The organism is Blautia massiliensis (ex Durand et al. 2017), assembly GCF_051861785.1.
Taxonomy (GTDB): domain Bacteria; phylum Bacillota; class Clostridia; order Lachnospirales; family Lachnospiraceae; genus Blautia_A; species Blautia_A luti_A.
This window is the reverse complement of the sequence record NZ_CP146725.1, coordinates 1,542,317-1,567,785: the sequence shown is the minus strand read 5'-3', so window position 1 is coordinate 1,567,785 and position 25,469 is coordinate 1,542,317. Positions and strand designations below refer to the sequence as shown.

Sequence of the window (25,469 nt, the reverse complement as noted above, 5' to 3'; positions counted from 1 at the left end):
ACGGAGGAAAGAAATAATGTTATACTAAACAGAACGTATATTCGAAAGATAAAGAGAGAGGTAAAAGATGGCAATTTCATATAATGGACTGTGGAAAATTCTAATTGATAATGGAATGAAAAAAGGGGATTTAAAACGAAGAACAGGGATTAGCAGTGGAACAATTGCTAAAATGACAAATGGGGAAGCAGTAACTTTGACCGTTTTAGAAAAGATATGTAATGAATTTAATTGTGATATTGGTGATTTGGTTGAAATTGACACTTTTAAAGAGAAAAAAGTAGGGGAGGAAAAGGATGGAAAACGATAGATTACTTAAACTTGTAGAAGCTTATCAGAAACACTTTAAACAATACAACAGACCAGATTACAATGAGACAGAAGTTCGTAATGATTTTGTGAATCCATTTTTTGAAATATTAGGATGGGATGTGCAAAACAAAAAGAATTTGCCGCAACATTTAAGAGAAGTAAAACATGAAGCATCGGTTTTTGTAGAAGAAAATGGTAAACAAGTAAAAAAGAAGCCTGATTATGAATTTCATGTGGGATCTACACCATACTTTTTTTTAGAAACTAAAAAACCTAATGTAGATATTATGGCAAGTAAAGAAGCGGCATTTCAAACTAGACGATATGGTTGGAATGGAAATCTTGAAATATCTGTATTATCGAATTTTACGGATTTGGTTATCTATGATACATCAGTAAGACCGAATGAGAATGATAAACCTTCAGTTGCGCAAGTTGCTCATTTCCATTTTACAGAATATGTAGATAAATTTGATGAGATATCTAGATTGCTTTCATATGAGACTGTAGTTTCAGGAGCCTTTGAAAAAACCTTTGAAAATATATCTAGTTCATTAAAGAAAGAACCATTTGATAAATATTTTTTATCACAAATAAAAGAATGGAGATTGGTATTAAGCGAGGATATTGTTAAAAATAATTCTACGATTAATCAGGAAACATTAAACATTTTTGTTCAGAAATTGATTAACCGAATTGTATTTTTGAGAATATGTGAAGATAGGGAATTAGAAAAATATGAAAGCCTTAAAAATATAGGTACATATGCAGAGCTGAAAAAGGTATTTACAGCGGCAGATAAAAAGTATGATTCTGGTTTATTTGAACTGATTGATGGGGAACAATTTGAAATATCTGATAGTATACTTGTGGATATTTTTAAAGAATTGTATTATCCAAATAGTTGCTACGAGTTTAGCATAGTTGATCCATTTATTATCGGTCAAATTTATGAATTATTTTTGGAAGAAGAAATAGTAATTAAAGATGGAATTGTGGTTGCAGAAAGAAAACCAGAGATTGTGGATTCTCAGGGCGTAGTAAATACGCCTAAAAATATTGCAGATATTATTGTGAAAACCACATTGACACCATTATTTTCTGATGAAAAATTTACGGAATGGGATAGCTATAGAATAGCAGATATTTGCTGTGGTTCTGGAAACTTTTTGCTTTCTGCATATGAATTTATTATAAATCGTTATATTGAATATTATATGAAAAATTGTTTAGATATGGCGATACAAAAAGGATTACTTATTAGTGATGTAGGAAATAACTTTAAGTTGTCATATGAAAAAAAGAGAGAGATTTTACAGAATAATATATGGGGAGTAGATATTGATATTTTGGCGGTAGAAGTTGCTAAGTTTAGTTTGCTTATAAAACTTATAGAAGATAGCTCTCTATATGAAATGGAAAGTTTTGTAAAAAACAATAACTGTCGGATTTTACCTAGTTTAGATAACAATATTAAAAATGGCAATAGTCTTGTAGACGAAAAATACATAGAGTTTAACTCTAATGTATTGAATGATCCGGAAATGGTTGAAAAAATTAAAATATTCAATTGGGAAAACGAATTTGAAGGAGAAAAATTCGATGCAATTGTAGGAAATCCTCCATATATTCGGGTTCAGAATATGGTGCATTTTTCTGAAAATGAATATGAATATTATAAATCTGAAGTTTCAAAATATGAAACGGCAAAATCAGATTTATTGGATAAATATTTTTTATTTATGGAAAAAGGACTGCAATTATTGAAACCAAAAGGGAAAATGGGATATATTATTCCGCATAAATTCATGCTTATCAAGTCTGGTGCTTCTTTACGAAAATTGTTATCAGAGAAAAAATGTGTTAAACAAATAATTCACTTTGGAACAGAACAGGTTTTTAAGGGAAGAAGTACGTATACGTGCTTATTATTTGTTGAAAAAAATGAGAGGAAGACATTTGAGATTGGTTTTGTTAAAGATATTAATAAATTTTATGCAACAGAATCAGCTGAAATGAAAGAATATCCTATCGAGTATCTTAGTGCAGCACCTTGGACTTTTTTATCCAATGAAATAGTGCGAACTTTGGAAAAGAAGAAAGGGAAATGTCAGTCGTTAGATTCATTAGCTGATATTTTTGTAGGTTTGCAAACAAGTGCAGATCCAATATATATTATTGAACCAAAATCAGAGGAAAAAGGGATTATAAAATTTATTGATTGCAACGGAAGAAAACAAGAAATTGAAGCTGCAATTACTAAACCGTGTATTTATGATATGCAATTAGAAAAATATGCAAAAATTGAGGAAAATAGAAGAATTATTTTTCCGTATTATCAGAAGGGAAAGAAACAGATATTATATTCAATAGATGAAATGAAACAATTATTCCCTAAGACATTGAAATATTTTGAATCTTTTAAAGAAGAGCTGTGTAAGCGGAGCATCAATAACATGTCAGAGAATAATTGGTATCAATTTGGTAGAAGCCAAAGTTTAAAGAGATTTGTAAAAGGTGAACATTTAGTTTGGTCAGTTTTGGCAACTCAGGGAAATTATGTATATGATACTAGAACAATTTGTTTTACCGGTGGAGGAAATGGGCCATTTTATGGATTGGAAAAGAAAGATGATACGAAAGAATCACTATTTTACATCCAAGCAGTATTAAATTATTGGATGATAGAGATGATTGTAAAGAGCAAAGCAAGTAAGTTCCGAGGAGATTATTATTCGCATGGAAAACAATTTGTTGCGCAGCTACCAATCTATAGAATTAACTTTGATGATTCAAATGAAGTGAAAATTCATGATGAAATTGTTGATACAGTCAAGAATCTTATGAAATTAAAAAATAAGAGAGATGAACAGCAGACAAAACCTCAAAAAGAAACATATGAGAGATTGATTCAAATAGAAGATAATAAATTGGATGGATTAATTTCAAAATTGTATGGAGCCGAGAATTGTAGACGAGAGGATTTAGATGAAGAGTAAAAAAAGTTTTGATAAGCTTCGTGGGGGATATTACACCCCACAAGCTATCACAGAATTTATTTGTAAGTGGATAATAAATAAGAATACAAAAAATATATTAGAACCAAGTTGTGGAGATGGAAATTTTTTAAAAGCTATAGTGGAAAGGCAAGAAAAGCTAAATTTAAATTTAGATATTACAGGAGTAGAATTATGCCTTGATGAAGCAAAGAAAGCAATGAGATATGGTACGAATGTTGAATGTCAAGATTTTTTTGCATTCTATAGAGATAAGGTTATAGGAAAGAGTAACTATGATGCAATTGTAGGAAATCCACCATTTATCCGCTACCAAGACTTTGATGAAAAATCGAGAGATATTGCATTTTTTTACATGAAAGAAAATGGATTTCATCCGACAAAATTAACTAATATCTGGTTGCCCTTTTTGGTCTTGTCTTGTTTAGCATTAAGTGAAAATGGAAGATTGGGGATGGTTATTCCAGCAGAACTATTTCAAGTAAATTACGCAGGAGAAACGAGAGAATTTCTAGCACGATATTTTGACAGATTAACATTAATTACTTTTCAGAAATTAGTTTTTGAAGAGATTCAACAAGAAGTGATTTTGTTATTAGGAGAGAAAAAATCCGCGGATAAGGGAATTCAGGTAATTGAATTAAGTGATTTGGATGATTTAAAAGAGCTTGATCTTAATAATTTCTACAACTATGAAATAAAAGAACTTAATCATAGTACAGAAAAATGGATTAAATATTATTTGACAAACAAGGAAATAAAATTAATTAGGCAATTAAGAGAGTGTGAAAAGATACCGTTTACCACAGAGTTATTCGAAATAAATGTAGGATTAGTAAGCGGAGAAAATGCATTCTTTTTGTTGAACAGGAATACAGTTGATGAGTATCAACTTGCTAATTCAACTCGTATGGTTATCGGGAGAACAGAGCAATTAAAAGGTGTTATCTTGTCAGAACGTGATTTTAAGACATTGATTGAAAATGGGAAAAAAGTATATATGTTTATGCCTAAAAATTTGCCTTTTTCAGAACTTAGTAAAGCAGAACAGGAGTACATTAATTATGGTGTAGAACAAGGATATAATAAAGGATATAAATGCCGAATAAGAAAAAATTGGTATTGTGTTCCGCAATCCTGGGAACCAGATGCTTTTATTTTAAGGCAGGTTAATCGTTATCCACGAATTATATTAAATCATGTAAATGCTGTAAGCACAGATACAATTCATAAAGTACGTTTCTTAGATGGAGTTAATCCTGAGTTTGTAGCAGCCGCTTTTTTAAATTCTTTTACATTGGCATTGGCAGAAATAACAGGAAGAAGTTATGGTGGTGGAGTGTTAACATTTGAACCGGGAGAAATACGTCAGTTAAAAATTCCGATGAAAAATGCAGAAAAGCTAGATGTTAATAAAATAGACAAACTAATTCGAGATGACAGGATTGACGAAGTATTGGATTATACAGATCAAATATTGCTGATAGAAGGCTTAGGATTAACAAAATTTGAAGTTGGTACACTAAGAAATATATGGATAAAATTAAGTGAACGTAGGATTGGAAGAAAAGAAAAAAGAATTTCGTAATATTTAGTAGGATATAAAAATTCAATGGTGCTGGCATTGAGTATATGATTATTAAAACGATTTAGAAATTTAGAATTTAAGCAATTATGATGTACAGAAAGAGGAATTCGGATGGACTTTTTACCAGATATAGAAAAGTTTAAAAATTTTTTTGATGGAACTGACTCAAAAAATGAAATTTCCATTGCTGTTGAAGAAGCAAAAAAATATGATATATTTAATTTGATTTCAAGGGTATCTGCTTTGAATTTATTTCATCAGAATCAAACGAAATCGGTTATTCTTGATACGTATATAGAGGGGGTATTATGTCAAACAAGAGATCAATTTCCATCTAAATATACCATTAGTTCTGGAAAGTTTCGAAAAATAATTAATCAGATATCAGATACTAGCTTAAAGTATTCGATTGATCCTCCGGAAAATATGTTTGTACAGAATATTATGTTTTATGGGAATTATAGGGTCTTAAATGGAATTGATCAAACACCGGCATATAATCTTCAACACATGATTTCGGTTTTATTTGCAAAAGGAATCGAATATCCCAAAGAATTTTTGGATGCAACATATATATTAGTTAATGGTATGCTTGAAATTTCTGAAAAGATTGTAGGAGGTATTTTAAATACTGAAAATAATCATGATACGGATGAAGAAAAAAGCATAATGATACCTTCGGCTATGGAGTTAAATAAATATACTGAACTGGTGATCATAAATGGAGCGGATTTTCGCAAACTATTCCTGAATCGTATAGAATTACTAGATTTAGTTACGATAGAATTTGGAGTTCAATTTGAAGGCGATTTTGATAATAAATCATTTTATACTCGCCCGTTTCTATATAACGAAGAGAAAGATCAGTATATTCTTTTAAATGCCGGCTTACTTCCAACAGCCATTGTATTTTGGATTACTTGTTTGGCAAAAAAATATGGCATATTTGAAGAGGTTCTGGAAAATTATAATGATTATATTTTTCATGAATGCCAAAAATATTTGTGTAATCTGGGACATAAAAAAGTGCTTGAATCTCAGATGGGTATAGATTTATTTAGCAGTAGTGGATATAAAGAATATATTGCGTCTGTACAAAATAATCAGTTAGTAATTGTTCAGTACTTGTACGATGATGGAAAGAATTATAATGCATGTACATTGCATTCAACTATTGAGAAAAAAGAATTTAATGATGTGGCGTCTAAGCGATTGTCTTATCACTATTCAAAAATAATTGAATATGGTGTGGAGAAAGAAGACATTTTCGTTATCATTATTATTAATTCACTTGGGCGCGGGATGGCTTATGGAATAAAAAAATATGACTATTGTTATCCACCACTAAGAATTCATCCGTTTGAGCTTATGTGTATTAGTATTAATGAGAAAGCTGAAAGCGTATTTATACCAAGATATTTGAAAGCAAAGAATAATTTGCAAACATTTGAAACGGGTATACTTAGTGAATTAAATCAGATAGAAATATATTGTAATAATAATTATTCTTTTTATATGAATGATGAATTTGCGCCAAGAGAGGTTACAACTTATTTTGCACCAGGTGATTCGCTCGATTATATTATTCGTGCCATTCAAAAAGAGGATAGACGACTTGTCGAAGATGCTTATGGTACTAGGTTTGTTGAAGTTGTTCTTAACGATGAAAAAAGGAAAATATACGTAGATCCTAATTGCGCAAAGAGTCATGAAATTCGTTACTATATTGAGTTTAAAACTTTCAATATATGGATTGTTGCGAAAGAAATTTCAAATGTAAGAAAAATTGATTTGTGTTATTCGTTAGTGGATTTGATATCATATTGGTTATCTGAATGCAGGATCGTTTTTGACCAAATAGATGGTTGTGGGAATACTTATGAAATTCAAATCCTTTTATCGGACGGAGCAGATCAGTACTATTATTATAAAGAAAATCCTAAATCATTTAGTGAAACATTAGAAATATCTAATTTGTTTCCGGTGATGGAAATATGTGTTTCGCCCGAAGCATTTCAATATTTGAATTATTGCGATAATTCGAGAGAAAAAGAACTTATTGCTATAATAATTGATCATATTTGTAACTTAGTGGGGAAAATTGATAAAATTAATTATGATTTAAATGCATTATTTCCCAACCCAATACAGAAAAAAATATTTTCTTTGGATTATCAAGAATATCATTATTTTGAGCCTACTGAAAATCGAGAGAATCATTTTGTACATGGTGAGGATGAAGATATATTATTGAATGAAATTGGGGAAGAGATTCTTGAAGTAGAGAATTGGAATATTGGGATAGTAGATGACGAAGATAGAACAAAAATTGTACATGAAGTGGTTGGAATCCTTTATAAAAAACTTCAGCAAGAAGTAAGAGTATTAAGTCCAAGAAATCTTATAGAAGTATTATATGACGATTTGGAAAAAGTTCTATTTAAACTTATGTTATCACAAAAAAGATATGCAGAAGATATCGCTTGTTATCCTGAAAAGGAACAAGAAATATTTGAACAGACAAACAGAGATAATAAATCTTCTATCGCATTAAAATTTCTTATAGAATATATTGCTGCTGTTCCTCCTAAAGGAAATATAAATATTGGTGAGAATCAATATGAGCGATTGATGGCAATATGTTCATTGATAATTGATTGGTCATATAAAAATGATCTATTTTATTATCAGATATTTAATACACCAATAGAAATATTGAAATCACATCGTATCGGAATGAAACAACAGGAATTTCAGCACATGTTTAGTGTTAATGAGGCAATTAGAAAAGAACAACTTATTGCGTCTTCTGTTCTTGATAATTCCGGTGATTTAATTGAATACAAAAGTTTTGGGGAAGAGATTAATGCGGCTTTTGAGAAAGAATATGGGTATTCATTTTATCAGCTTAAACTTTTTACAGAGGGATTAAGAGAATATAGCAAAAGGCAAAGTGGAGATACAGTTTATGTTGCAAGAATAATGGATATTATTGAATTTATGAGTGCATATGATGCAAGTTTCAATGAAGAAATAGTAGGTTTGATTATTGATTCAATAGCATTAAGGCAGAGAGAAGATTTTCTTGTGCCACCAGAGCCATTTAGAAAAGAGGATGTATATCCGTGGAGATTTAATAGAGAGTTATCATTTACTAGACGTCCAATTATTATTCGTGGAGATGAAATGATTTGGGGAAATAGACAACTAGATCATATGATAAGATTTACTTTGGGACTAATTAATAATGGTAAATTAAAAGCACATTCTTCTAAAATGAATTCGTTAGTAGGAAGAATAAGTGATGAGAGAGGAGCCGAATTCAATGATTTTATATACAAGATATTAGTCAATTTCAATGTATTTGAAGTATATCCTAATATTAGCAAAGTTAATGGTGTTTATATAGCGGAAAATAATAATACACTAGGTGATATAGATGTGCTGATTATTGATAGAGAGTATCATAAAATAATTGCAGCTGAGGTGAAAAATTTTAATTTTTCTAAAAATCCATATGAAATGCATTTAGAATACAAAAAGATGTTTGAAAATACCAAAAAGAAAAAGGGATATTATACAAAACATTGTCGCCGCGTTGATTGGTGTAACAAACATATAGATGATTTCAAAAAACAATATGGATTAGATGATGGCGATTGGAGGGTGATAGGGGTATTTATTTTAAGTCAACCATTGGTAAGTACAGAAATTTACCATAAAGAGATAAAAATGCTTACAGAAAAAGAATTGTCTGTAAGTTCTATTAGAAATATTTATTAGTTACAAAGCATATATTAATTGCAAAAGCTGAGATGTGAAGGCAAGATAAATAAGTAAATTGTTTTTAGAAGAATGTAAGATAATGGATATAAAGTTATTTTAAAAGATAAAAAGTAAATGATTATATGAAATAAAGATTGCCAAATATTTCCGTTCCATTTATAATGAAGTGGCAACAAATTGGCAACAGAAAATCAGCAAGCCAAAATAATATATGCAACAGAAATAAAATAACGGCTAAAAAGATATAAAACTTAAACAAATATATTTAAGAACATCTTTAAACTTGCCGAGTTTGAATAGTTGAAGCTGAGCTGTAAAGCCTTTGTTTACAAGGGTTTTACAGCTTTTCCGTAAACGATAGAACCTGAGTACCTTGACAAATATCAGGCCGCTTTTAGCGGCCATATTATTTTTCAACTGCTTTCTTAGGCTTCCGGATATGTTCAGGCAAAGACGCAGACCATGGCAGAAGTTCCGTTAGAAAGTCAGTGCTTTTATCCTCTGCATGCTTTGGGATCTCTGTCAGCAGATATTCAAAATAAGCATAAGGCTTCAGATCATTCGCTTTTGCTGTTTCTGCGATACTGTAGATGATTGCTGAACTTGTTGCTCCGTTGATCGTATCAATCATCTCCCAGTTCTTCTTTCCAATACAGAAACCTCGGATTGCACGTTCACTGGCGTTATTATCGATCGGAACATCACCATCGTCCAGAAACACTCTAAGATACCGTTCCTGATTTAAAGCGTAGGTAAAAGCTTCCTTTGTTTTTCCGCTTTTTGGAACTTTAGTCTCATTTTGTTTTAGGTACGCAAAGAAAGCATCCACTAGTGGTTTCACCACCAGCTGACGCTGGGCAAGCCTTTCTTCTGATGAAAGACCTGCTAGTTTTCCTTCTTCCCGGTAAATGGCTTGTATCTGTTTTATAAACAGATGCAGGATAGATTCTTTCTGATGCGCTTTCGGGATGACTTCTAACGCGTCATAGAAGCGACGTCTGCAGTGAACCCAGCAGCCGGCAATCCTCAGATCTTCACGCTCTTTTTCAAGCGTATGATATACCTGGTATCCATCCGTAACACAGATCCCAGTGTAATCCTTTAAAAAATTTCTGGGATGTGATGCATTACGCGTCTTCTGGTATTCATAGAGGACGATCTGACGCTCCGGATACATAAACCCTGACCGGTAGACCCACATATAACTCTTGCTTCCGGCAGAACGTCCGTCTTTATTGACGAGGACCGGAGTTTCATCGGCCTGTATTACGTGACAATCATACAAAAGCTTATGTAGATGGTCATACAAAACTCCCAGATATTCTTCCCCCAGCCGGATCATCCAGTTTGCCATGTTCTGTCTGGTTATGGCAAGACCATACCGCTCGAATTCCTTTTCAAGACGATACAACGGCACCGCATTTACATATTTACCGTTTATGATTGCTGCTGCGAGGGACGGTGAAACAAGACTTCCACGAAGCAGATTCCGAGGATGAGGAGCCTTTACCATATGTTCATCAAGCTTGCTTGAATACACACCGATATGATGTTCTTCTATTTCGACGCGGGCCGGAACAAATTTATAGCACCTTGAGACTGCATCTGGAAGCTGTTTCCATCCATTCTCACCGAATTCAGCAGTCAGTTCCTCTTTGCTCATGTAATGATCGATACGGTTGACAGGAAGGGATGCTATGTCGGCAGCTTTTTTTCCAGGCTGTTTTTTCTTCTTTGGCATTTTCACTTCCAGATCATCTGGTTCTGGTGCATCCAGGTCACAGACAGCTTCTGCCTCATTAAAGAACACAATCGTTCCATCAACCTCCATAAAACAAATCTGTTCTGGATCGGACATCTTTTCACTGGATCTTCCGAAACGGTTCTTTTTGGAGAGGATCAGTTGTTCCATCATCAGCTGCATCTTATCATTTAATGACTGTGTCTGTCCTGTCAATTCTTCCATCTGTTCCTGCATTCCCAGGAATAGATGGATCAACAATTCTTTGTCAAGTTTATTCAGTTGTTCTTCTGTGTACTTAAATGCCATAACCGGAACTCCTGTCTTTATACTGGTTCTGATTATAACAGATTTTTTGTATTACCGCCAATTCCGGTCATTAGCTTCTTCAGCATAATGACGGTGGATAATACATCTGAAAAGCTGTTGTTTTACAGCATTTCAGATGTATTATCCACAACAGACAAACCAGCTCTTTGCTGATGCATCCTGCCTGGTCTGCCTGTTTGTGGACAACCTTTAGGTTTGAGTGGACAGCCTCTGTTCAGATGTCTTTTTGACTTTTTTATTTTCAGCATTCTGCACAAACTACATGATACTTGGCGTTTCTTTTAACTCTTCAATTGGATACCGGGCAACAATCTCAAGTCCCTGCATCAACATACGATACTGGTCTTTAGTGATAGACATTGCTTCATTTGCAGAGCGCGGCCATCGGAACGCACCATTATCAAGCCTTTTGTACATAAGAAGGAATCCATCTCCTTCCCATAGTAAAGCTTTGATACGGTCAGATCTTCTTCCACAAAACAAAAATAATGTATTTTTATCATATGGATCAAGTTTGAACTGAAAACGCACGATTGTTGCCAGGCCATCAATCCCGCGCCTGAGATCTGTGAATCCCATGGCAAGATATACTTTTTTGAAACCGGAAGCATCCGCATCATTCAACATGGCTGAATGCCCCTATAAGATGACGCAGCATTTCCGGTGACACACCAGAAAATATTTCTGCTGAAAGTCCCTTAGTATTTTTAATTCGTATTAAAGGAGCTGTATCATCGGAAGTAACGGTTTGCGGAATTTTGGGAAGTTCGGTTGAAGCAGTCGTTGGAACTGGTAATTCTACAAAAGCAGTAGCAGCCGTCCCCTGTACCTGCTCCAGACATACTTCACGGACACGACGAAGACGGTAGTAATAGTTTGCTTTTGTAAGATTATTCTGGGCACACCAGGTTTCAACATCCATTCCCTTCGGTCGACTTTGGCAGTTGCGGATCTGCTCTGCCCACTGTTGGAGTCTGACCTGCTGAGCCACAAGGCTGGTTTGTATAGCCATAACATTCCTCCTGATCATAGCAAGTTAAAAAAGTTGAGTACTAAACTTTTTTGACTATTTGATTTTGTTGAATATAATTATGGCACGAGTTTACAGGTATGAAAAGGTACTTAGGTTCTACCGTTTACTTTTCAACAATTATGAAAGCATCACTATAAAGCAGTCATAATAATGGCTGCCAGCAGTGAAATATGATTTGTACAAAAGATGGATTATACTTGAGCTTCAACCGTATAGCCATGTTTTTCTAATTCTCGTATATAACGGGAAAGTTGTTTTTGCTCACAGTTTTTGCGCCTGACTTCAAAACAGTTTTCATCAAAATTAGTGCCTTGTTTTAGCATTGTATAAATGATAACAAGTAATTTACGAGCAAGAGCGACAATGGCTTTTCTGGCTCCTTTTTTCTGCTTGATTCTCCAATACCAGGCTGAAAGATATGTGTTTCGTTTGCCGGCAATTACCCAGGCAATCTCACAAAGCATACTTTTTATATAAGGATTGCCTTTTGTGATAGAGGTACTTTTTCTTTTTCCGGCACTCTCGTTATTGCCGGGACACAGACCGGCCCATGAACAGATGTGTTCTGCAGTTTTAAATGGTTTCATATCTGTACCGATTTCGGCAATGATTGCACAGGAAGCAGTTGTACTTATTCCATAGATAGTGTTTAACTGTTCAATTTGTAAAGCGAATGGAAGCATATCTTCCTGAAGATAGTTTCAATTTCAATAAGATGCTCTTTCATGGAATCATAATGACACATGAGGATTTTTAAGAAAGATTTTTGATGTTCTGAAAGAGTCCCATTTACAGACATGAGGATTTTATCAATGCGTTTTCTGGTTTTTGTTTTGAGATAAGAATCCAAAGATATTTTATCAATCTGTCCATGTTCCATCAAATGTAGAATAATGTTTCTGCCGGAAGCACCAAAAATATCAGAAATAAAAGAAGACAGACGAAAACCGGAACTCTGCAGGAATTTTTCAACCCTGTTTTTCTGGGAAGTAATATCGCGGATAATACTCTTGCGATAACGGTTTAAATCACGAAATTCACGAATCCTTTTTTCTGGAATAAAACTTGCATTAAGGAGTCCTGCACGTAGTAATGTAGAAATCCATTCAGAATCACGCATATCAGTTTTTTTGCCAGGAACGTTCTTCATATGGCGGGCATTAACAACTAATAAAGTGATATCTCCAGAGAAAGCATCTTCTAATATTTCGTAAATTGGAATCCAATAAATGCCAGTGCTTTCCATTGCAACATGATGGCAATTCTCAGAAATGATCCAGTCTCGTAAAGCAAGCATATCAGGAATTAAAGTGGTAAATTCACGAATTTCAGAGTGAGTAGGTTTACCTAATGGACCAGTTAGGATACATGCAACAACTTTTTCTTTGTGGATATCCAAACCACAGGAAATTTCTAAAAGATCTTTCATACAGACAGCCTCCTTTATAATAGAATTGACAGGAGATTTGCCCGAGATAATATGGACTTTGCTACTCGTGCTATCTGTAAAAGATGCGACAATATGCTGTACTCAAGGGCAAAACATTTACGTTGAAAAACGGGGTGAAAATCCTCCAAGGTACAATCAAACTTAATCCTGTCAATAACTATTGTAAAACAAGGCAGGAAGTAAAAAAAGTAGTGGAGGTCAATCCTCTATTTTCATTATAGGCTGTGATAAGCTTTCATGATTCGTTGAAAATTAAATGAGCTTGCCAGTTCGCCGGAGTCCTGCCAGATAGGATTCCGGATAAGTCCAAGGACAATCGGTCCGAGGATGAACAGAAACAGAGGTTTGCATTGAAACATTGCTGCGGCAATGGCTTTCTTGGAAAAGCAGCGAATTGATAATGATACTCCCGAATGATGTCGGCCAGGAGGAGTGAGGATCCTGGAGACCATACACGATATGGTTGAGGCTGCCTGCGATGGCGCTAACGGACTGGGTGTTCCCTGAGATGGGATACACGTGTGAACAAGACAAACGAGCACTGTATGAAAAAGATTGCCCCGGTGTATTCCGGGGTAACTGACAATAGAAGTCGTGTGGCAGAGGGAAACTTCTGCCATACCCTTGTGTTGCCAGTGAAAAGAAGTGGCAAACAGAAAGGAGATTAAACAGATGAAACCATATCTAAAAGCAGAAGAAATAACTAGAGAGATTAAAGAAAAGTTACCGGTGATTGATGAGGAGACCTTCAGAGAACATTATTGTTCAGAGTGTCTGTATTATGCAGGAAGGATTGATAAGAAGCCGCGTTGTATGCAGCGCCAGTGTTCCTGGGATCAGGAAGAGGAACATTTCGCGCCGGTATTAAGAAGGATGATTCCGATTCTTGATGAGGAATGCATGCAGGCAGAGGAGAGGTATATTGATGCCAAACGCAGAAGAGACGCCGTTCAAGAGATGTTCGCATAGGAGATTCGCATGGAACGCAGAAAAAAGATCCATGTTACAAATGTGCGTATAATTGTCATGCTCTATGCATCGGATTTTGCTATCAGCAGATGACAGCTCATCCTGTTGATCCGAATGAGTTTGATTTTTAATAGAGAATGATTACCGGATTGGCTTCAGAGGTGTTGGAACAAATGAAGGAAAAGTAAAAAAGGAATGGGAAGAAATTTTGTTTGGTAGGAAAGATTCACTATAGGAATTGTATTTATGTTATACTTGAGTCGATGAGAAAGCTTTCCAATTAAGATAAATAAAAAATGGAATATAGGAGAAAATAAATGGTAAAACAAATTGTAAGAGATGTTTTCTTCTTAGGCCAGTCATCTGAACCGGCCACGAAAGCAGATATCCAGGTGGGAAAAGACCTGCAGGATACACTGCAGGCGAACCGGGAGCGGTGTGTTGGTATGGCTGCAAACATGATTGGTGTAAAGAAGAATATCATCATTGTAAATATGGGATTCATAGATGTTGTGATGTTCAATCCGGTGATTGCTTCAAAACGTGACATGTATGAGACAGAAGAAGGCTGTCTGTCCCTGGAAGGTGTCCGCAAGACGACCAGATACCAGGAAATTGAAGTGGAGTATTATGACTTTAACTGGAAAAAACAGAGGCAGAAGCTGTCCGGATGGACGGCACAGATCTGTCAGCATGAAATTGATCATTTGTCCGGGAAGATCATATAACCGAATGCGAATTGCGAGGTGGCCAGCATGTTAAAGAATATACTGATCGTAGTAGATGATATAGAAAAATCCATAGAGTTTTATAGGGATTTATTTGGCCTGGAAGTGATTCTTCAGAATGAAGGAAATGTGATATTATCGGAGGGTCTTGTTTTGCAGGATGCCGGTTTATGGGGAAAGACGTTGGATGAGATTTCTACACCATTCAATAACAGGATGGAACTGTATTTTGAGGAATTTGATATAGATGGATTGCTTGCAAAATATGAATCCGGTAAGTATTTCGTCCGATATGCCACTGAACTAGCAGAAATTGCAGGTGGTCAGAAACTTGTAAGGCTGTATGATCCGAGTGGTAATCTCATCGAGGTTCGTACGCCATTTATGTGTAATTGAGGGAGAAGATATGCAGATTTTTGTTGATGCAGATGCCTGTCCGGTGGTTGGTATCGTTGAAAAAGTTGCGAAAGAGCACGATCTTCCGGTAACGTTGTTGTGTGATACCAATCATGTGTTAGCTTCTGATTATAGTAAAGTGATCGTAGTTGGAGCCGGAGCAGATGCAGTGGATTATAAACTGATCAGCATTTGCCATAAAGGAGATATTGTTGTATCACAGGATTATGGAGTGGCGGCAATGGCACTTGGAAAAGCTGCGTATGCGATTCATCAATCCGGGAAATGGTATACCAATGAGAATATTGACCAGATGCTTATGGAACGCCACTTGAACAAGAAAGCGCGAAGGGCATCCGGAAAGAATCACTTAAAAGGACCAAGAAAACGAACAGCAGAGGATGATGAGCATTTCAGAGCGTCTTTTGAGAAAATGATACATATGGTGATGGACAAGGAGAAATAATTTGAATATACAGATTTTTGGAACAAAGAAGTGCAATGATACAAAGAAAGCAGAACGTTTTTTCAAAGAACGTGGGATCAAGTTTCAGTTTATTGATATGAAAGAAAAAGGCATGAGCAAGGGTGAATTCAATTCGGTCGCCCAGGCAAATGGTGGACTGGAAAATATGATCAACTGGGAGGGCAAGGATAAGGATCTGCTTGCGCTCATTAAGTACATTGCAGAGGAAGATAAACTTGAGAAGGTACTGGAAAACCCGCAGGTGATTAAGACACCGGTGGTTCGTAATGGAAAACAATCCACTCTTGGATATCAGCCGGATATCTGGAAGACGTGGAAGTAAGAGTGCCGGTAGACTTCTGACCTAGATAAATAAAGCAACACAGGAGAATCGGGAGGTGTAGAATGATGGAAAAGAAAAGAACCTATATTGCAATCGATCTTAAGTCATTCTATGCGTCTGTGGAATGTAAAGAACGAAATAGGGATCCTTTAACGACCAATCTTGTGGTTGCGGATAAAAGCAGAACGGAAAAAACAATCTGTCTTGCGGTATCTCCAGCTTTAAAGTGTTATGGGATACCCGGAAGGGCTCGTTTATTTGAGGTTGTTCAAAAAGTAAAAGAAGCCAACAGCGCCCGCAGGTGGAAAGCGCCGAACAGAGCTTTTATCGGAGCTTCTGATGACAGCACGGAATTAGATACCAATCCGGCACTGGAGATTGATTATATTGTTGCTCCACCACGGATGGCTCTCTATCTGGAATACAGCACCAGAATTTACAGCATTTATCTGAAATATATTGCGCCGGAAGATATTTTCCCTTATTCGATCGACGAAGTATTTATGGATGTAACGGATTATCTGCATACCTATCATATGACAGCAAGAGAACTTGCCATGACCATGATACAGGACGTGCTGAAGACAACAGGTATAACAGCAACTGCAGGAATTGGTACAAATATGTATCTGTGTAAGATTGCGATGGATATCGTGGCAAAGCACATTAAAGAAGATAAAGATGGCGTACGAATTGCGGAACTGGATGAAATGTCATACCGAAGGATACTCTGGGGTCACAGACCACTTACTGATTTCTGGAGAGTAGGAAAAGGATACGCAAAGAAGCTGGAAGAATACGGGCTTTATACAATGGGTGATATTGCAAGATGTTCCATTGGAAAAGCGAATGAATTATACAATGAAGATCTGTTATACAGGCTGTTTGGCGTTAATGCAGAGCTGTTGATCGATCATGCCTGGGGGTATGAGCCCTGTACCATGGAAATGGTCAAGGCTTATAAACCGGAAACGAACAGTGTTTGTTCCGGTCAGGTACTGCATTGTCCTTATGATTTTGAAAAAGCAAAACTGGTTGTAAAAGAGATGACGGACCAGATGGTTTTAGATTTGGTGGACAAGAAGCTGGTCACAGACCAGATTGTGTTGACAGTTGGTTATGATATTGAGAATCTGAGCAACACCGACAGGAGAAAACAATATCATGGAGAGGTTACGATCGACCGTTATGGAAGAAAAATCCCGAAACACGCACATGGAACGACCAATCTAAAAAGGCAGACTTCTTCAACAAAATTGATAACGGATGCAGTAATAGAACTATATGACAGGATCGTTGACAGAAACCTGCTTATCAGAAGAATCAATATCACAGCGAACAGGCTTGTGGATGAGAGTTCTGTAAAGAAAGAAGAAGTGTATGAGCAGCTGGATCTTTTTACGGATTATGAGGCGAAAAGGAAAAAGAAGGAAGAGGAAGAAGCCGCGCTGGATCGCGAAAAACGTATGCAGGAAGCCATACTCAGTATCAAAAAGAAGTTTGGAAAAAATGCTGTACTGAAGGGAATGAATCTTCAGGAAGGCGCAACCGCTAAGGATAGAAATGAACAAATTGGCGGACATAAGGCGTAAAGGAGTTGGAAGAGGATGAAAAATAATTCTTATGACGATATCATCAATTTACCCCATCCGGTCTCTAAGAATCATCCGCAAATGCCGCTTCAGGATCGGGCAGCGCAATTTGCTCCTTTTGCAGCCCTGACTGGACATGATGCTGCGATAAAAGAGACGGCAAGATTAACCGAGGAACGATGGGAACTGAGTGAGGAAGCGATTGCTCAGCTGAACGAAAAAATTAATATAATCAGAAATAATATCGGCATAGAACAGAAAGTATTAATAACTTATTTTATTCCCGATGCAAAAAAAGCCGGCGGAGCCTATGTTACGTGCTCTGGTATTGTAAAAAAGATAGACGAATACGAGCATACCATCATCATGACAGATCAAACGGTCATTCCAATCGAGCAGATAAGTGATATTAAATGTGAAGAGTGGCAAATCTGAGAGTTGGATGGCGGAAAGTATCGCATTCCGATGTTATGTGAAAGACTGGCTGGAAAAAAGGCTGGAAAAACAGGGATACTGTTAAAAAATACCCATTATAATTATAAGCCAAAGAATATGAATAGTGCTTATCTATTACTGTTTCGAAACTTCCCAGGGGTGGTATTATAATACTTATGAAAAAGTTCACAAAAATAACTGCTATTTGAAAACCCGCAGGTATATGCTATCTCAGTAACAGACATTGTAGTATTTTGAAGAAGAAAAACAGATTTTTCCAAACGATAGCGATTTAGATATACCATTGGGGAAGTATTCAAATATTTCTGAAAAAGGGAAGTGCATTTTGTCTTGCAGCAATTTCCTGAGGATGAAATATCTTTAAGCATAATTTTTTGGGAATAATTTTTTTGCACATATCCGATCATTGTAGTAAGAGCCAGAGTATCCTCTGTATCTTTATCATAATCTGGAAAATAGTTCATATTTTCAGCAAGGAGGCGAAAAATATGAACGGTTTTTTCCAGCGTAATAAATGGCTGTATTTCATCCACATTTTTTTTGTAAAGCATTTCAAGGTCACGAAGAATAGAATTCTGCCACAGGATAGACGGATTCAGTGGCTGATAGGGAAAATGAATATTCTGTATCAGGGGATTTAGACATTTTTCCACAAAATAAGTATTTACAGAAAGCAACTGCGGAGATAACATAATACAGGTAAAGAGACATTCTGTATGAGTATCGGAATAGCCATAATGAAAGCAGCGGCTGTTTACAAAAATTCCTTCACCTGCTTGCAAAGAAATCTTCTGACCATTCACATCATAAAACATCTGTCCCTCTAAAATCAGAATAAATTCCAGATCGTCATGCCAATGACTGACTGCACGAAAATCAGGATAGCGTGAAAGCTGTCCCTTTTTTATATATGCAGGAAAGTCTGGATTGTTATAGGCAACATTTTCAGATGCATCTGAATTTAAAACAATGCTTGGACATACTTCCATCAAAATAATCTCCTTTTCGAACGTTTGTTATATTATTATAGCTGATTATGGTATAAAAATCAATAAAATTGGTTTATTTTTATATTGTGCACAGAAAGGAAAAATTGTAGATGGGAAACGAATTCACAAATAAGATTTTGAAACTTGCTCTGCCCATTACAGCACAACAATTTATGTTAGCACTTGTAAGTGCATGCGATGCTTTTATGTTGGGAGGATTAAATCAGAACTCTCTGTCAGCAATTTCGCTGGCTTCGCAGATCACCTTTGTTTTTAATTTGATTTTAACAGCACTTACAATAGGGGAAAATATGTTTGTTGCACAGTATTATGGAAAAAGAGATTTTGATGGATTACGGACATCAGCAGGACTTGTATTAAGATATGTATTCATAATTTCCATTCTCTTTCTGCTTGCAACATTCTTTATTCCTGAAATGCTCATGCGACTGTTTACAAACGATACTATACTGATTGATTATGGTATTAAGTATTTGAAAGTGATTGGATTATCCTATATCTTTTCAGGGGTTCTGCAGGTTTTGCAGGGAATCTTGAAAAATTGTGGTTATGCAGGTAGATGTACCATAATAAGTGCAGTTGTTGTCTGTGTTAATATTATACTGAATGTTATTCTGATTTACGGATACATGGGCTTTCCAAGAATGGAGATTGCAGGTGCGGCACTGGCTACTGTCATTGCAAATGGACTTGGTCTGGTTATTACGATTTATATTTTGCACCTGAAAAAGGAATTTTGGATTGGAGTAAAAGACATAAAAAGCAGGGAAGTCCATATAACGAGGAAATTCTGGAAACATGTCTATCCGGTACTTTTTAATGAACTTGCCTGGGGCGGTGGATTTACGATGTATTCTGTCATACTTGGACATCTTGGTTCCGATGCTATCGCAGCCAATTCTATTGCAAATATAACCAAGAATCTTTTAATCTGTGGTTGTACCGGTTTTGGATATGGTGGAAGTATTATTGTCGGAAATCTGCTTGGTAAAGGGAACTTATCTGAAGCAAAGAAAAACGGAAATATTTTATGCAAAACTTCGGTATTTTTGGGCGTGGTGACGGCTGGAGTGATTTTTCTTGCGACACCTGTAATCCTGCATTTTACGAATCTGACTGATATAGCAACAGGATATTTAAAGAATATGCTGTTTATAAGCAGCTATTATGTAATAGGAAAATCAATTAATTCTATGACAATAGGTGGTATTTTTCCAGCAGGGGGAGATACAAAATTTGGATTAATATGTGATGTGGTTACCATGTGGTGCTTTGCAGTTCCACTGGGATGTATCGCAGCATTTGTATTTAAATTGCCAGTAATGATGGTGTATTTTGTCTTAAATCTGGATGAACTGGTAAAACTTCCAGCAGTATTTAAACATTATAAACAATATAAATGGTTAAAAAATTTAACAGAGATGGAGAATTAAATTATGGATATGAAAAAAAGAAGAGATATGCAGCTTGCTTACATTTCAGATGAAGCGGTTATGGAAGAACAGAGGATAGGTAGAAAAATTCTGCAAAAACTTAATTTTGCAGATCGGTCGGATTTTGATGGGATTGCAGAAATAGTAAAAGAACTTTTGGGAAAATCGGAAGGTGCATGGATTAACCCACCTTTTTACTGCGATTATGGTTCGCATATAGAAGTAGGTAAAAATTTCTTTGCAAATTATAACTGTACAATTATAGATGTGGCAAAGGTAAAAATCGGTGATAACTGTCAGATGGCACCCAATGTATCTATTTATACGGCAGGACATCCAATTTATCCAGATACGCGCAATTCTGCTTTTGAATACGGAAAAGAGGTTACCATCGGGGATAATGTATGGTTGGGAGGAAATACAGTAGTGTGTCCGGGAGTACATATTGGAGACAATGTGGTAATTGGTGCAGGAAGTGTTGTAACAAAAGACATTCCGGACTGGTCCATTGCAGCTGGAAATCCATGTCGTGTGATTAGAAAAATAACAGATGAGGACAGGAGAAAATTGTTTCACAATGAAGAAATTGATGATGAAGCATGGGATATGATATGTGCACAGGCGGAAAAATAATATGATCATGAGAGAACGGATTGCAGCCGGATAATTATCAGCAGATTATTGTGAAGGGCTTCCGGAAGATCGGATAAACTGTAAAAAAGGAATGATTCAGTTTAATTCGGGAGTTTTTTTGGGTATAAACATCAATGCTGTTGTATTGCGGGTTATATTTTGCAAATATTGTTCTCATCGTATCATATCTCCCTAAAGCCAATTGAGTCTGTAAAATGCCTTATGAATTATAAGATTTTGATCAGTCTTTTTCTTCATAACTTCATGGTTCCTTTAACAAAAAAACATAAAAAATCAGAATAAAAATCCATCGAGTTCGATAAATGCATGACTCGATGGATTTTTTTCTATTGGTTAATCAAAACTTTACTGCCCATAAAAGAGGAATTGCAATGATGTTTTTTGTCTAAAACTGTATTTTAAATAATGCAGTTTTTTAAATGTGTAGAATATCAGATTATGAAAGACAAAAAAATATACAAAACAGGTAAAAATACTGAGAAGAAAATAGAAAGAACAAATGTATAATAAAGTTACTAAAAAATACAAAAAAATAAACAGAAAACAAACAATTTAATGAATGGAGGAAGGGAAAATGAAAAGTAATACTGTTATTTTTACTGAACCATATAAGGCTGAAATACAAGAAATTGATTGCCCTAAGCCAGGAAAATCAGAGGTTTTGATTCGAACGGAACAAACCTTAATTAGCACAGGAACGGAATTAACTTTCTTGACTGGGGAATGTCCGGAAAAATCAAAATGGTCAGAATATATTCACTATCCGCAAAAGAGTGGTTACTCAAATGTGGGTATTATTGAAGAAGTAGGTGAAGGTGTTTCAAAGGATTTAATTGGAAAACGTGTAGCAAGTTTCAGTGGACATTCACAGTATGTCATTGTGAATGTAAATGAGCTTCGTATGATTAATTATGAAATTAAACCAGAAGAAGCAACATTTTTTGCACTTGCAGAAACAACGATCAATGGAATTCGAAGAACTGGTATCGAATTAGGAAACAGGGTTGTAGTATATGGAGCTGGTATTGTAGGTCAACTGGCGGCCAGGTTTTTACTTGCAGGAGGATGTACAGAAATTTTTGTGGTAAACAGGAGTGAAGCAAGACTGAAGCATTTACCTGATCAGAGGGCAATTATTCCGATTTGCTCCACAAAAGAAGATCCAATCTCGATTATAAAAGAATATACATATGGGGATATGGCAGATATTGTTATTGAAACAACGGGAAATGCAGATGCGATTCCGGAAGAATTTTTAGCTTTGCACCAGCAGGGAAAGCTTTGTATGTTGAGTTCACCTAAGAAAAAGACCTTAATTGATTTTCATGATTGTTGTAATGCAGTAAGTGTAAACATTATTGGCGCACATACATCTTCACAGGCACCGGTAAAAACTTATGACAATCCGTGGACATGTGAAAGAAATAGTGAAACATTTTTTAAGTTGATTTACAACAAACAGGTAGATATGTCAGAAATGATTACACATCGTGTAAGCTATAAAGAGGCACCGCAGATGTATCAGATGCTGTTAAAGGATTGCACGCAGGCAATGGGTGTTGTTCTGGATTGGAGATAAGATGAAGGGTAGTAAAGAAGAAATTAAGGCAATCGATTTACGTAGCGATTATAAAGTAAATCCGATAGGAATTCACAATGTAGCTCCACGCTTATCCTGGAGAATGACGGCGTATGGAAAAAACCGCAAACAGAGTGCCTACCAGATTCAGGTATTTAAAAAGGAGTCGGATATTAAGGAAGTTCTTGTCTGGGATAGCGAAAAAGTTTATTCCGGCGAATCTGTGAACATTCCGTATAAAGGAAAGCAGCTTGCATCCAGAGAGAGGGTTTATTGGAAAGTTCGTATATGGGATGAAAAGGAAAATGTTTCTGAATGGAGTGAGGAGGCTTTTTTTGAAGCCGGTTTATTAAATAAGACGGATTGGGAAGCAGAGTGGATTTGTGCGCCAGAGAAGGCAGCAGCGGTTTATTTTAGAAAAGTCTGCAATATAGAGAAGCAGCCGAAATCCGGGCGGTTGTATATTTCCGGGTTAGGGTATTACGAAGCTTATCTTAACGGAAAAAAATGTGGGGAAGATGTTCTCACGCCGAATCGAACGCATTATACGGAACGAGTTTTTTACCATACATATGATATAACAACTGCGGTTGTTCACGGAGAAAATGTTTTTGGTGTTGAGCTTGGTAATGGATGGTATAACCAAAAAGATAAAATTAACGAAAAAAAATTATGGTATGGATATCCAAAGCTTTTGTTCCAGATTGAAATAGAATATGCAGATGGAGACAAAGATGTATTTATAAGCGATGAAAATACGAAATGGCATGAAAGCCCTAGAATTTATAATAATATTTATTTTGGAGAAATATATGATGCACGTAAGGAGAGTATAGGCTGGCGAGAAAAAGATTTCGAAGACCTGGATTGGAAATTTGCAGGTAAAGCAGAGAAACCAGGCGGAGAATTAACCAAACAGAAAGCTCCGTCAGATCAAAAGATTTGCGAACTTTTTCCAAAGAAGATCAGTGAAGTAACGCCCGGAATGTATGTGGTTGATTTTGGTCAGAATATGACTGGCTGGGTTAAAATGAGGGTATCTGGCAAAGAGGGAGATAAGGTTCAGTTACGGTTTGGTGAAGAACTGTGGCCGGATGGGAAAATAAATTATTATAGTACTGGAAGCGGGTGGAAACAGCAAAAAGATATTTATATTTTAAGTGGAAAAAAAGAAGAATATTATGAACCGGCATTTACGTGGCATGGATTTCGATATGTAGAGGTACAGGGATATCCGGGAATCCCAAAGAGGGAAGACTTTGTGGCGGTGCATATTCGGGCAGGTGTCGAACGGTCAGGTAAATTTATATGCTCTAACGCATTGATCAATCAGATTCAGAAAGCAAGTCTGTGGTCGATGGAGAGTGGTTTACATGGAGGCATTCCACTTGATTCTCCTCACAGAGAACGGCAGGGGTATGGAGGGGATGCATTGATTACAGCAAAAGCTATGATGTATAGCTATGACATGCACGAATTCTATTCCGACTGGATGGATGACTTTATAGATGCACAGGACAAGACAACAGGATTTTTGCCACACACAGTACCATGTCAGGACGGCGGTGGTGGTCCGGCCTGGGGCAGTGCTTTGATTATTATCACATGGCTTATGTACCGTTACTACGGAGACACGAAGAGTGCAGAAGGGTATTTTGATAATATGATTCATTGGATGCAATTCCTGCAGACCGGAATGGAAAAAGGAATTGTTGAGGGTGAAGGTACAGATAAGGACTGTCTTGGAGAATGGTCGACACCTGGAGAAATTTTAATACCTCCGCGATTTGTTAATACTTTTTTCTATGCATATAATGCGAAACTTATGACAGAATTGGCAGAGGTGCTTGGCCGGTCAGCAGATGCAGAGTATTTTCAGAATCAGTATAATGAAACAGTGCTTAGCTTTAGAAACGAGTTTTATGATTCTAAAAATGGTAGGTACAGTATTGGGGCACAGGGAACGGAAGCATTTGCGAATAAGTTGGGTGCTATCAGAGAAAGAGAACTTTGCGAAGTAAAACAGTATTTGGAGAAACATATTACCAAGGAGTGCGAAGGAAACTTAGATACAGGAATTTTTGGGACACCATTATTATTTGAAACACTTGTTGAATTTGGCCTTGGTGAAGTAGCCTATCATATGATTACTAGCGTAACGTATCCAAGCTATGGATATATGATTACAAATGGAGCCACTACATTATGGGAATACTGGGAAAAAGAGTATGGATTTTATCAGTGCCCTGCGAATCATAATCAGCCGATGTTCGGCAGTATAAGCAGCTTCTTTTACGAAAAGCTGGCTGGAATTAAGCCATTAAAGCCGGCATACAAGAAAATTGAAATTAAGCCGGCAATGATAGGAGATCTCAGATTTGTATCATCCAGTGTAAAGACACCGTATGGAGAAGTCTGCATAGATTGGGAGAGAAACGAAGACGAAATTTTAGTGTCTGTGGTAATTCCGCCAAATACGGAAGCAGTTTTGCTGATTCCAGGACAAGAAAGAAAAGAAATTGGATCTGGTAACTATCAGTTTAGATATGTTGCATGTGAGAAATAATAAGAAATACAGCCTGCCTT

General features: G+C 36.0%; 19 protein-coding genes and 2 pseudogenes. 15 read left to right on the top strand and 6 right to left on the bottom strand.

Annotated elements, in window-relative coordinates; all coding sequences use genetic code 11:
- Positions 1 to 67 precede the first annotated feature (67 nt).
- The 4 genes from V9W66_RS07530 to V9W66_RS07515 all read left to right on the top strand — a co-directional run bounded on the left by V9W66_RS07530 (position 68) and on the right by V9W66_RS07515 (position 8,700).
- Positions 68 to 310: a helix-turn-helix domain-containing protein gene (locus tag V9W66_RS07530; protein WP_117499436.1), complete on the top strand. Its 243-nt coding sequence runs from the start codon at positions 68 to 70 to the stop codon at positions 308 to 310.
- Positions 297 to 3,311 (top strand): Eco57I restriction-modification methylase domain-containing protein, encoded by a 3,015-nt coding sequence (locus V9W66_RS07525; RefSeq protein WP_186292807.1) that lies wholly within the window; start codon positions 297 to 299, stop codon positions 3,309 to 3,311. The genes V9W66_RS07530 and V9W66_RS07525 overlap by 14 nt, the downstream gene beginning before the upstream one ends.
- Complete coding sequence (locus V9W66_RS07520; protein WP_186292808.1) at positions 3,301 to 4,917, top strand: N-6 DNA methylase; 1,617 nt, start codon at positions 3,301 to 3,303, stop codon at positions 4,915 to 4,917. The genes V9W66_RS07525 and V9W66_RS07520 overlap by 11 nt, the downstream gene beginning before the upstream one ends.
- Before the next feature lie 111 nt (positions 4,918 to 5,028).
- Positions 5,029 to 8,700: a hypothetical protein gene (locus V9W66_RS07515; protein WP_144100458.1), complete on the top strand. Its 3,672-nt coding sequence runs from the start codon at positions 5,029 to 5,031 to the stop codon at positions 8,698 to 8,700.
- Between the two features lie 409 nt (positions 8,701 to 9,109).
- Here the strand turns inward: V9W66_RS07515 and tnpC are convergent, their stop codons facing one another.
- The 4 genes and pseudogenes from tnpC to V9W66_RS07495 all read right to left on the bottom strand — a co-directional run bounded on the left by tnpC (position 9,110) and on the right by V9W66_RS07495 (position 13,236).
- Positions 9,110 to 10,753, bottom strand: coding sequence for an IS66 family transposase (gene tnpC / locus V9W66_RS07510; RefSeq protein ID WP_302233058.1), 1,644 nt, complete (start codon positions 10,751 to 10,753; stop codon positions 9,110 to 9,112).
- 279 nt (positions 10,754 to 11,032) lie between these two features.
- Positions 11,033 to 11,401 (bottom strand): IS66 family insertion sequence element accessory protein TnpB, encoded by a 369-nt coding sequence (tnpB, locus tag V9W66_RS07505; RefSeq protein ID WP_439362986.1) that lies wholly within the window; start codon positions 11,399 to 11,401, stop codon positions 11,033 to 11,035.
- Positions 11,391 to 11,786: an IS66 family insertion sequence element accessory protein TnpA gene (gene tnpA / locus V9W66_RS07500; protein ID WP_118516239.1), complete on the bottom strand. Its 396-nt coding sequence runs from the start codon at positions 11,784 to 11,786 to the stop codon at positions 11,391 to 11,393. The genes tnpB and tnpA overlap by 11 nt, the downstream gene beginning before the upstream one ends.
- Before the next feature lie 212 nt (positions 11,787 to 11,998).
- Positions 11,999 to 13,236 (bottom strand): annotated as a pseudogene (locus V9W66_RS07495) (IS110 family transposase).
- Between the two features lie 693 nt (positions 13,237 to 13,929).
- Between V9W66_RS07495 and V9W66_RS07490 the strand changes: the two are divergent.
- The 7 genes from V9W66_RS07490 (at position 13,930) to V9W66_RS07460 (ending at position 18,186) form a co-directional block, all read left to right on the top strand.
- Complete coding sequence (locus V9W66_RS07490; RefSeq protein ID WP_144093846.1) at positions 13,930 to 14,226, top strand: hypothetical protein; 297 nt, start codon at positions 13,930 to 13,932, stop codon at positions 14,224 to 14,226.
- A 317-nt stretch (positions 14,227 to 14,543) separates the two neighbouring features.
- Positions 14,544 to 14,954, top strand: a complete 411-nt coding sequence (locus V9W66_RS07485) for a peptide deformylase (RefSeq protein ID WP_144093845.1) — start codon at positions 14,544 to 14,546, stop codon at positions 14,952 to 14,954.
- Between the two features lie 27 nt (positions 14,955 to 14,981).
- The gene (locus V9W66_RS07480; RefSeq protein WP_144093844.1) at positions 14,982 to 15,350 is read left to right on the top strand and encodes a VOC family protein; all 369 of its coding nucleotides are present in this window, start codon (positions 14,982 to 14,984) and stop codon (positions 15,348 to 15,350) included.
- A gap of 10 nt (positions 15,351 to 15,360) precedes the next feature.
- On the top strand, positions 15,361 to 15,816 hold the full coding sequence (locus tag V9W66_RS07475; protein ID WP_144093843.1) for a YaiI/YqxD family protein: 456 nt from the start codon (positions 15,361 to 15,363) through the stop codon (positions 15,814 to 15,816).
- 1 nt (position 15,817) lies between these two features.
- Positions 15,818 to 16,159 (top strand): arsenate reductase family protein, encoded by a 342-nt coding sequence (locus tag V9W66_RS07470; RefSeq protein ID WP_119240892.1) that lies wholly within the window; start codon positions 15,818 to 15,820, stop codon positions 16,157 to 16,159.
- A gap of 65 nt (positions 16,160 to 16,224) precedes the next feature.
- Positions 16,225 to 17,751 (top strand): DinB/UmuC family translesion DNA polymerase, encoded by a 1,527-nt coding sequence (locus V9W66_RS07465; RefSeq protein ID WP_144093847.1) that lies wholly within the window; start codon positions 16,225 to 16,227, stop codon positions 17,749 to 17,751.
- 15 nt (positions 17,752 to 17,766) lie between these two features.
- Complete coding sequence (locus V9W66_RS07460) at positions 17,767 to 18,186, top strand: YolD-like family protein (RefSeq protein WP_144093842.1); 420 nt, start codon at positions 17,767 to 17,769, stop codon at positions 18,184 to 18,186.
- Positions 18,187 to 18,314: 128 nt separating this feature from the next.
- Here V9W66_RS07460 and V9W66_RS07455 read toward each other — a convergent pair whose 3' ends face one another.
- On the bottom strand, positions 18,315 to 18,758 hold the full coding sequence (locus tag V9W66_RS07455; protein ID WP_243121666.1) for a helix-turn-helix transcriptional regulator: 444 nt from the start codon (positions 18,756 to 18,758) through the stop codon (positions 18,315 to 18,317).
- A 132-nt stretch (positions 18,759 to 18,890) separates the two neighbouring features.
- Positions 18,891 to 19,196: pseudogene (locus V9W66_RS07450) on the bottom strand (cupin domain-containing protein); the annotation flags it as partial.
- A 110-nt stretch (positions 19,197 to 19,306) separates the two neighbouring features.
- On the opposite strand from V9W66_RS07450, the gene V9W66_RS07445 reads away from it, so the two are divergent.
- The 4 genes from V9W66_RS07445 to V9W66_RS07430 all read left to right on the top strand — a co-directional run bounded on the left by V9W66_RS07445 (position 19,307) and on the right by V9W66_RS07430 (position 25,449).
- Positions 19,307 to 20,650, top strand: a complete 1,344-nt coding sequence (locus tag V9W66_RS07445; protein WP_144093841.1) for an MATE family efflux transporter — start codon at positions 19,307 to 19,309, stop codon at positions 20,648 to 20,650.
- A gap of 3 nt (positions 20,651 to 20,653) precedes the next feature.
- Positions 20,654 to 21,283 (top strand): sugar O-acetyltransferase, encoded by a 630-nt coding sequence (locus V9W66_RS07440; RefSeq protein ID WP_021650092.1) that lies wholly within the window; start codon positions 20,654 to 20,656, stop codon positions 21,281 to 21,283.
- Positions 21,284 to 21,878: 595 nt separating this feature from the next.
- Entirely contained in the window at positions 21,879 to 22,883 is a 1,005-nt protein-coding gene (locus tag V9W66_RS07435; protein WP_186290042.1) for a zinc-binding dehydrogenase, read from the top strand.
- A gap of 1 nt (position 22,884) precedes the next feature.
- Entirely contained in the window at positions 22,885 to 25,449 is a 2,565-nt protein-coding gene (locus tag V9W66_RS07430; RefSeq protein WP_144093839.1) for an alpha-L-rhamnosidase, read from the top strand.
- Positions 25,450 to 25,469 lie beyond the last annotated feature (20 nt).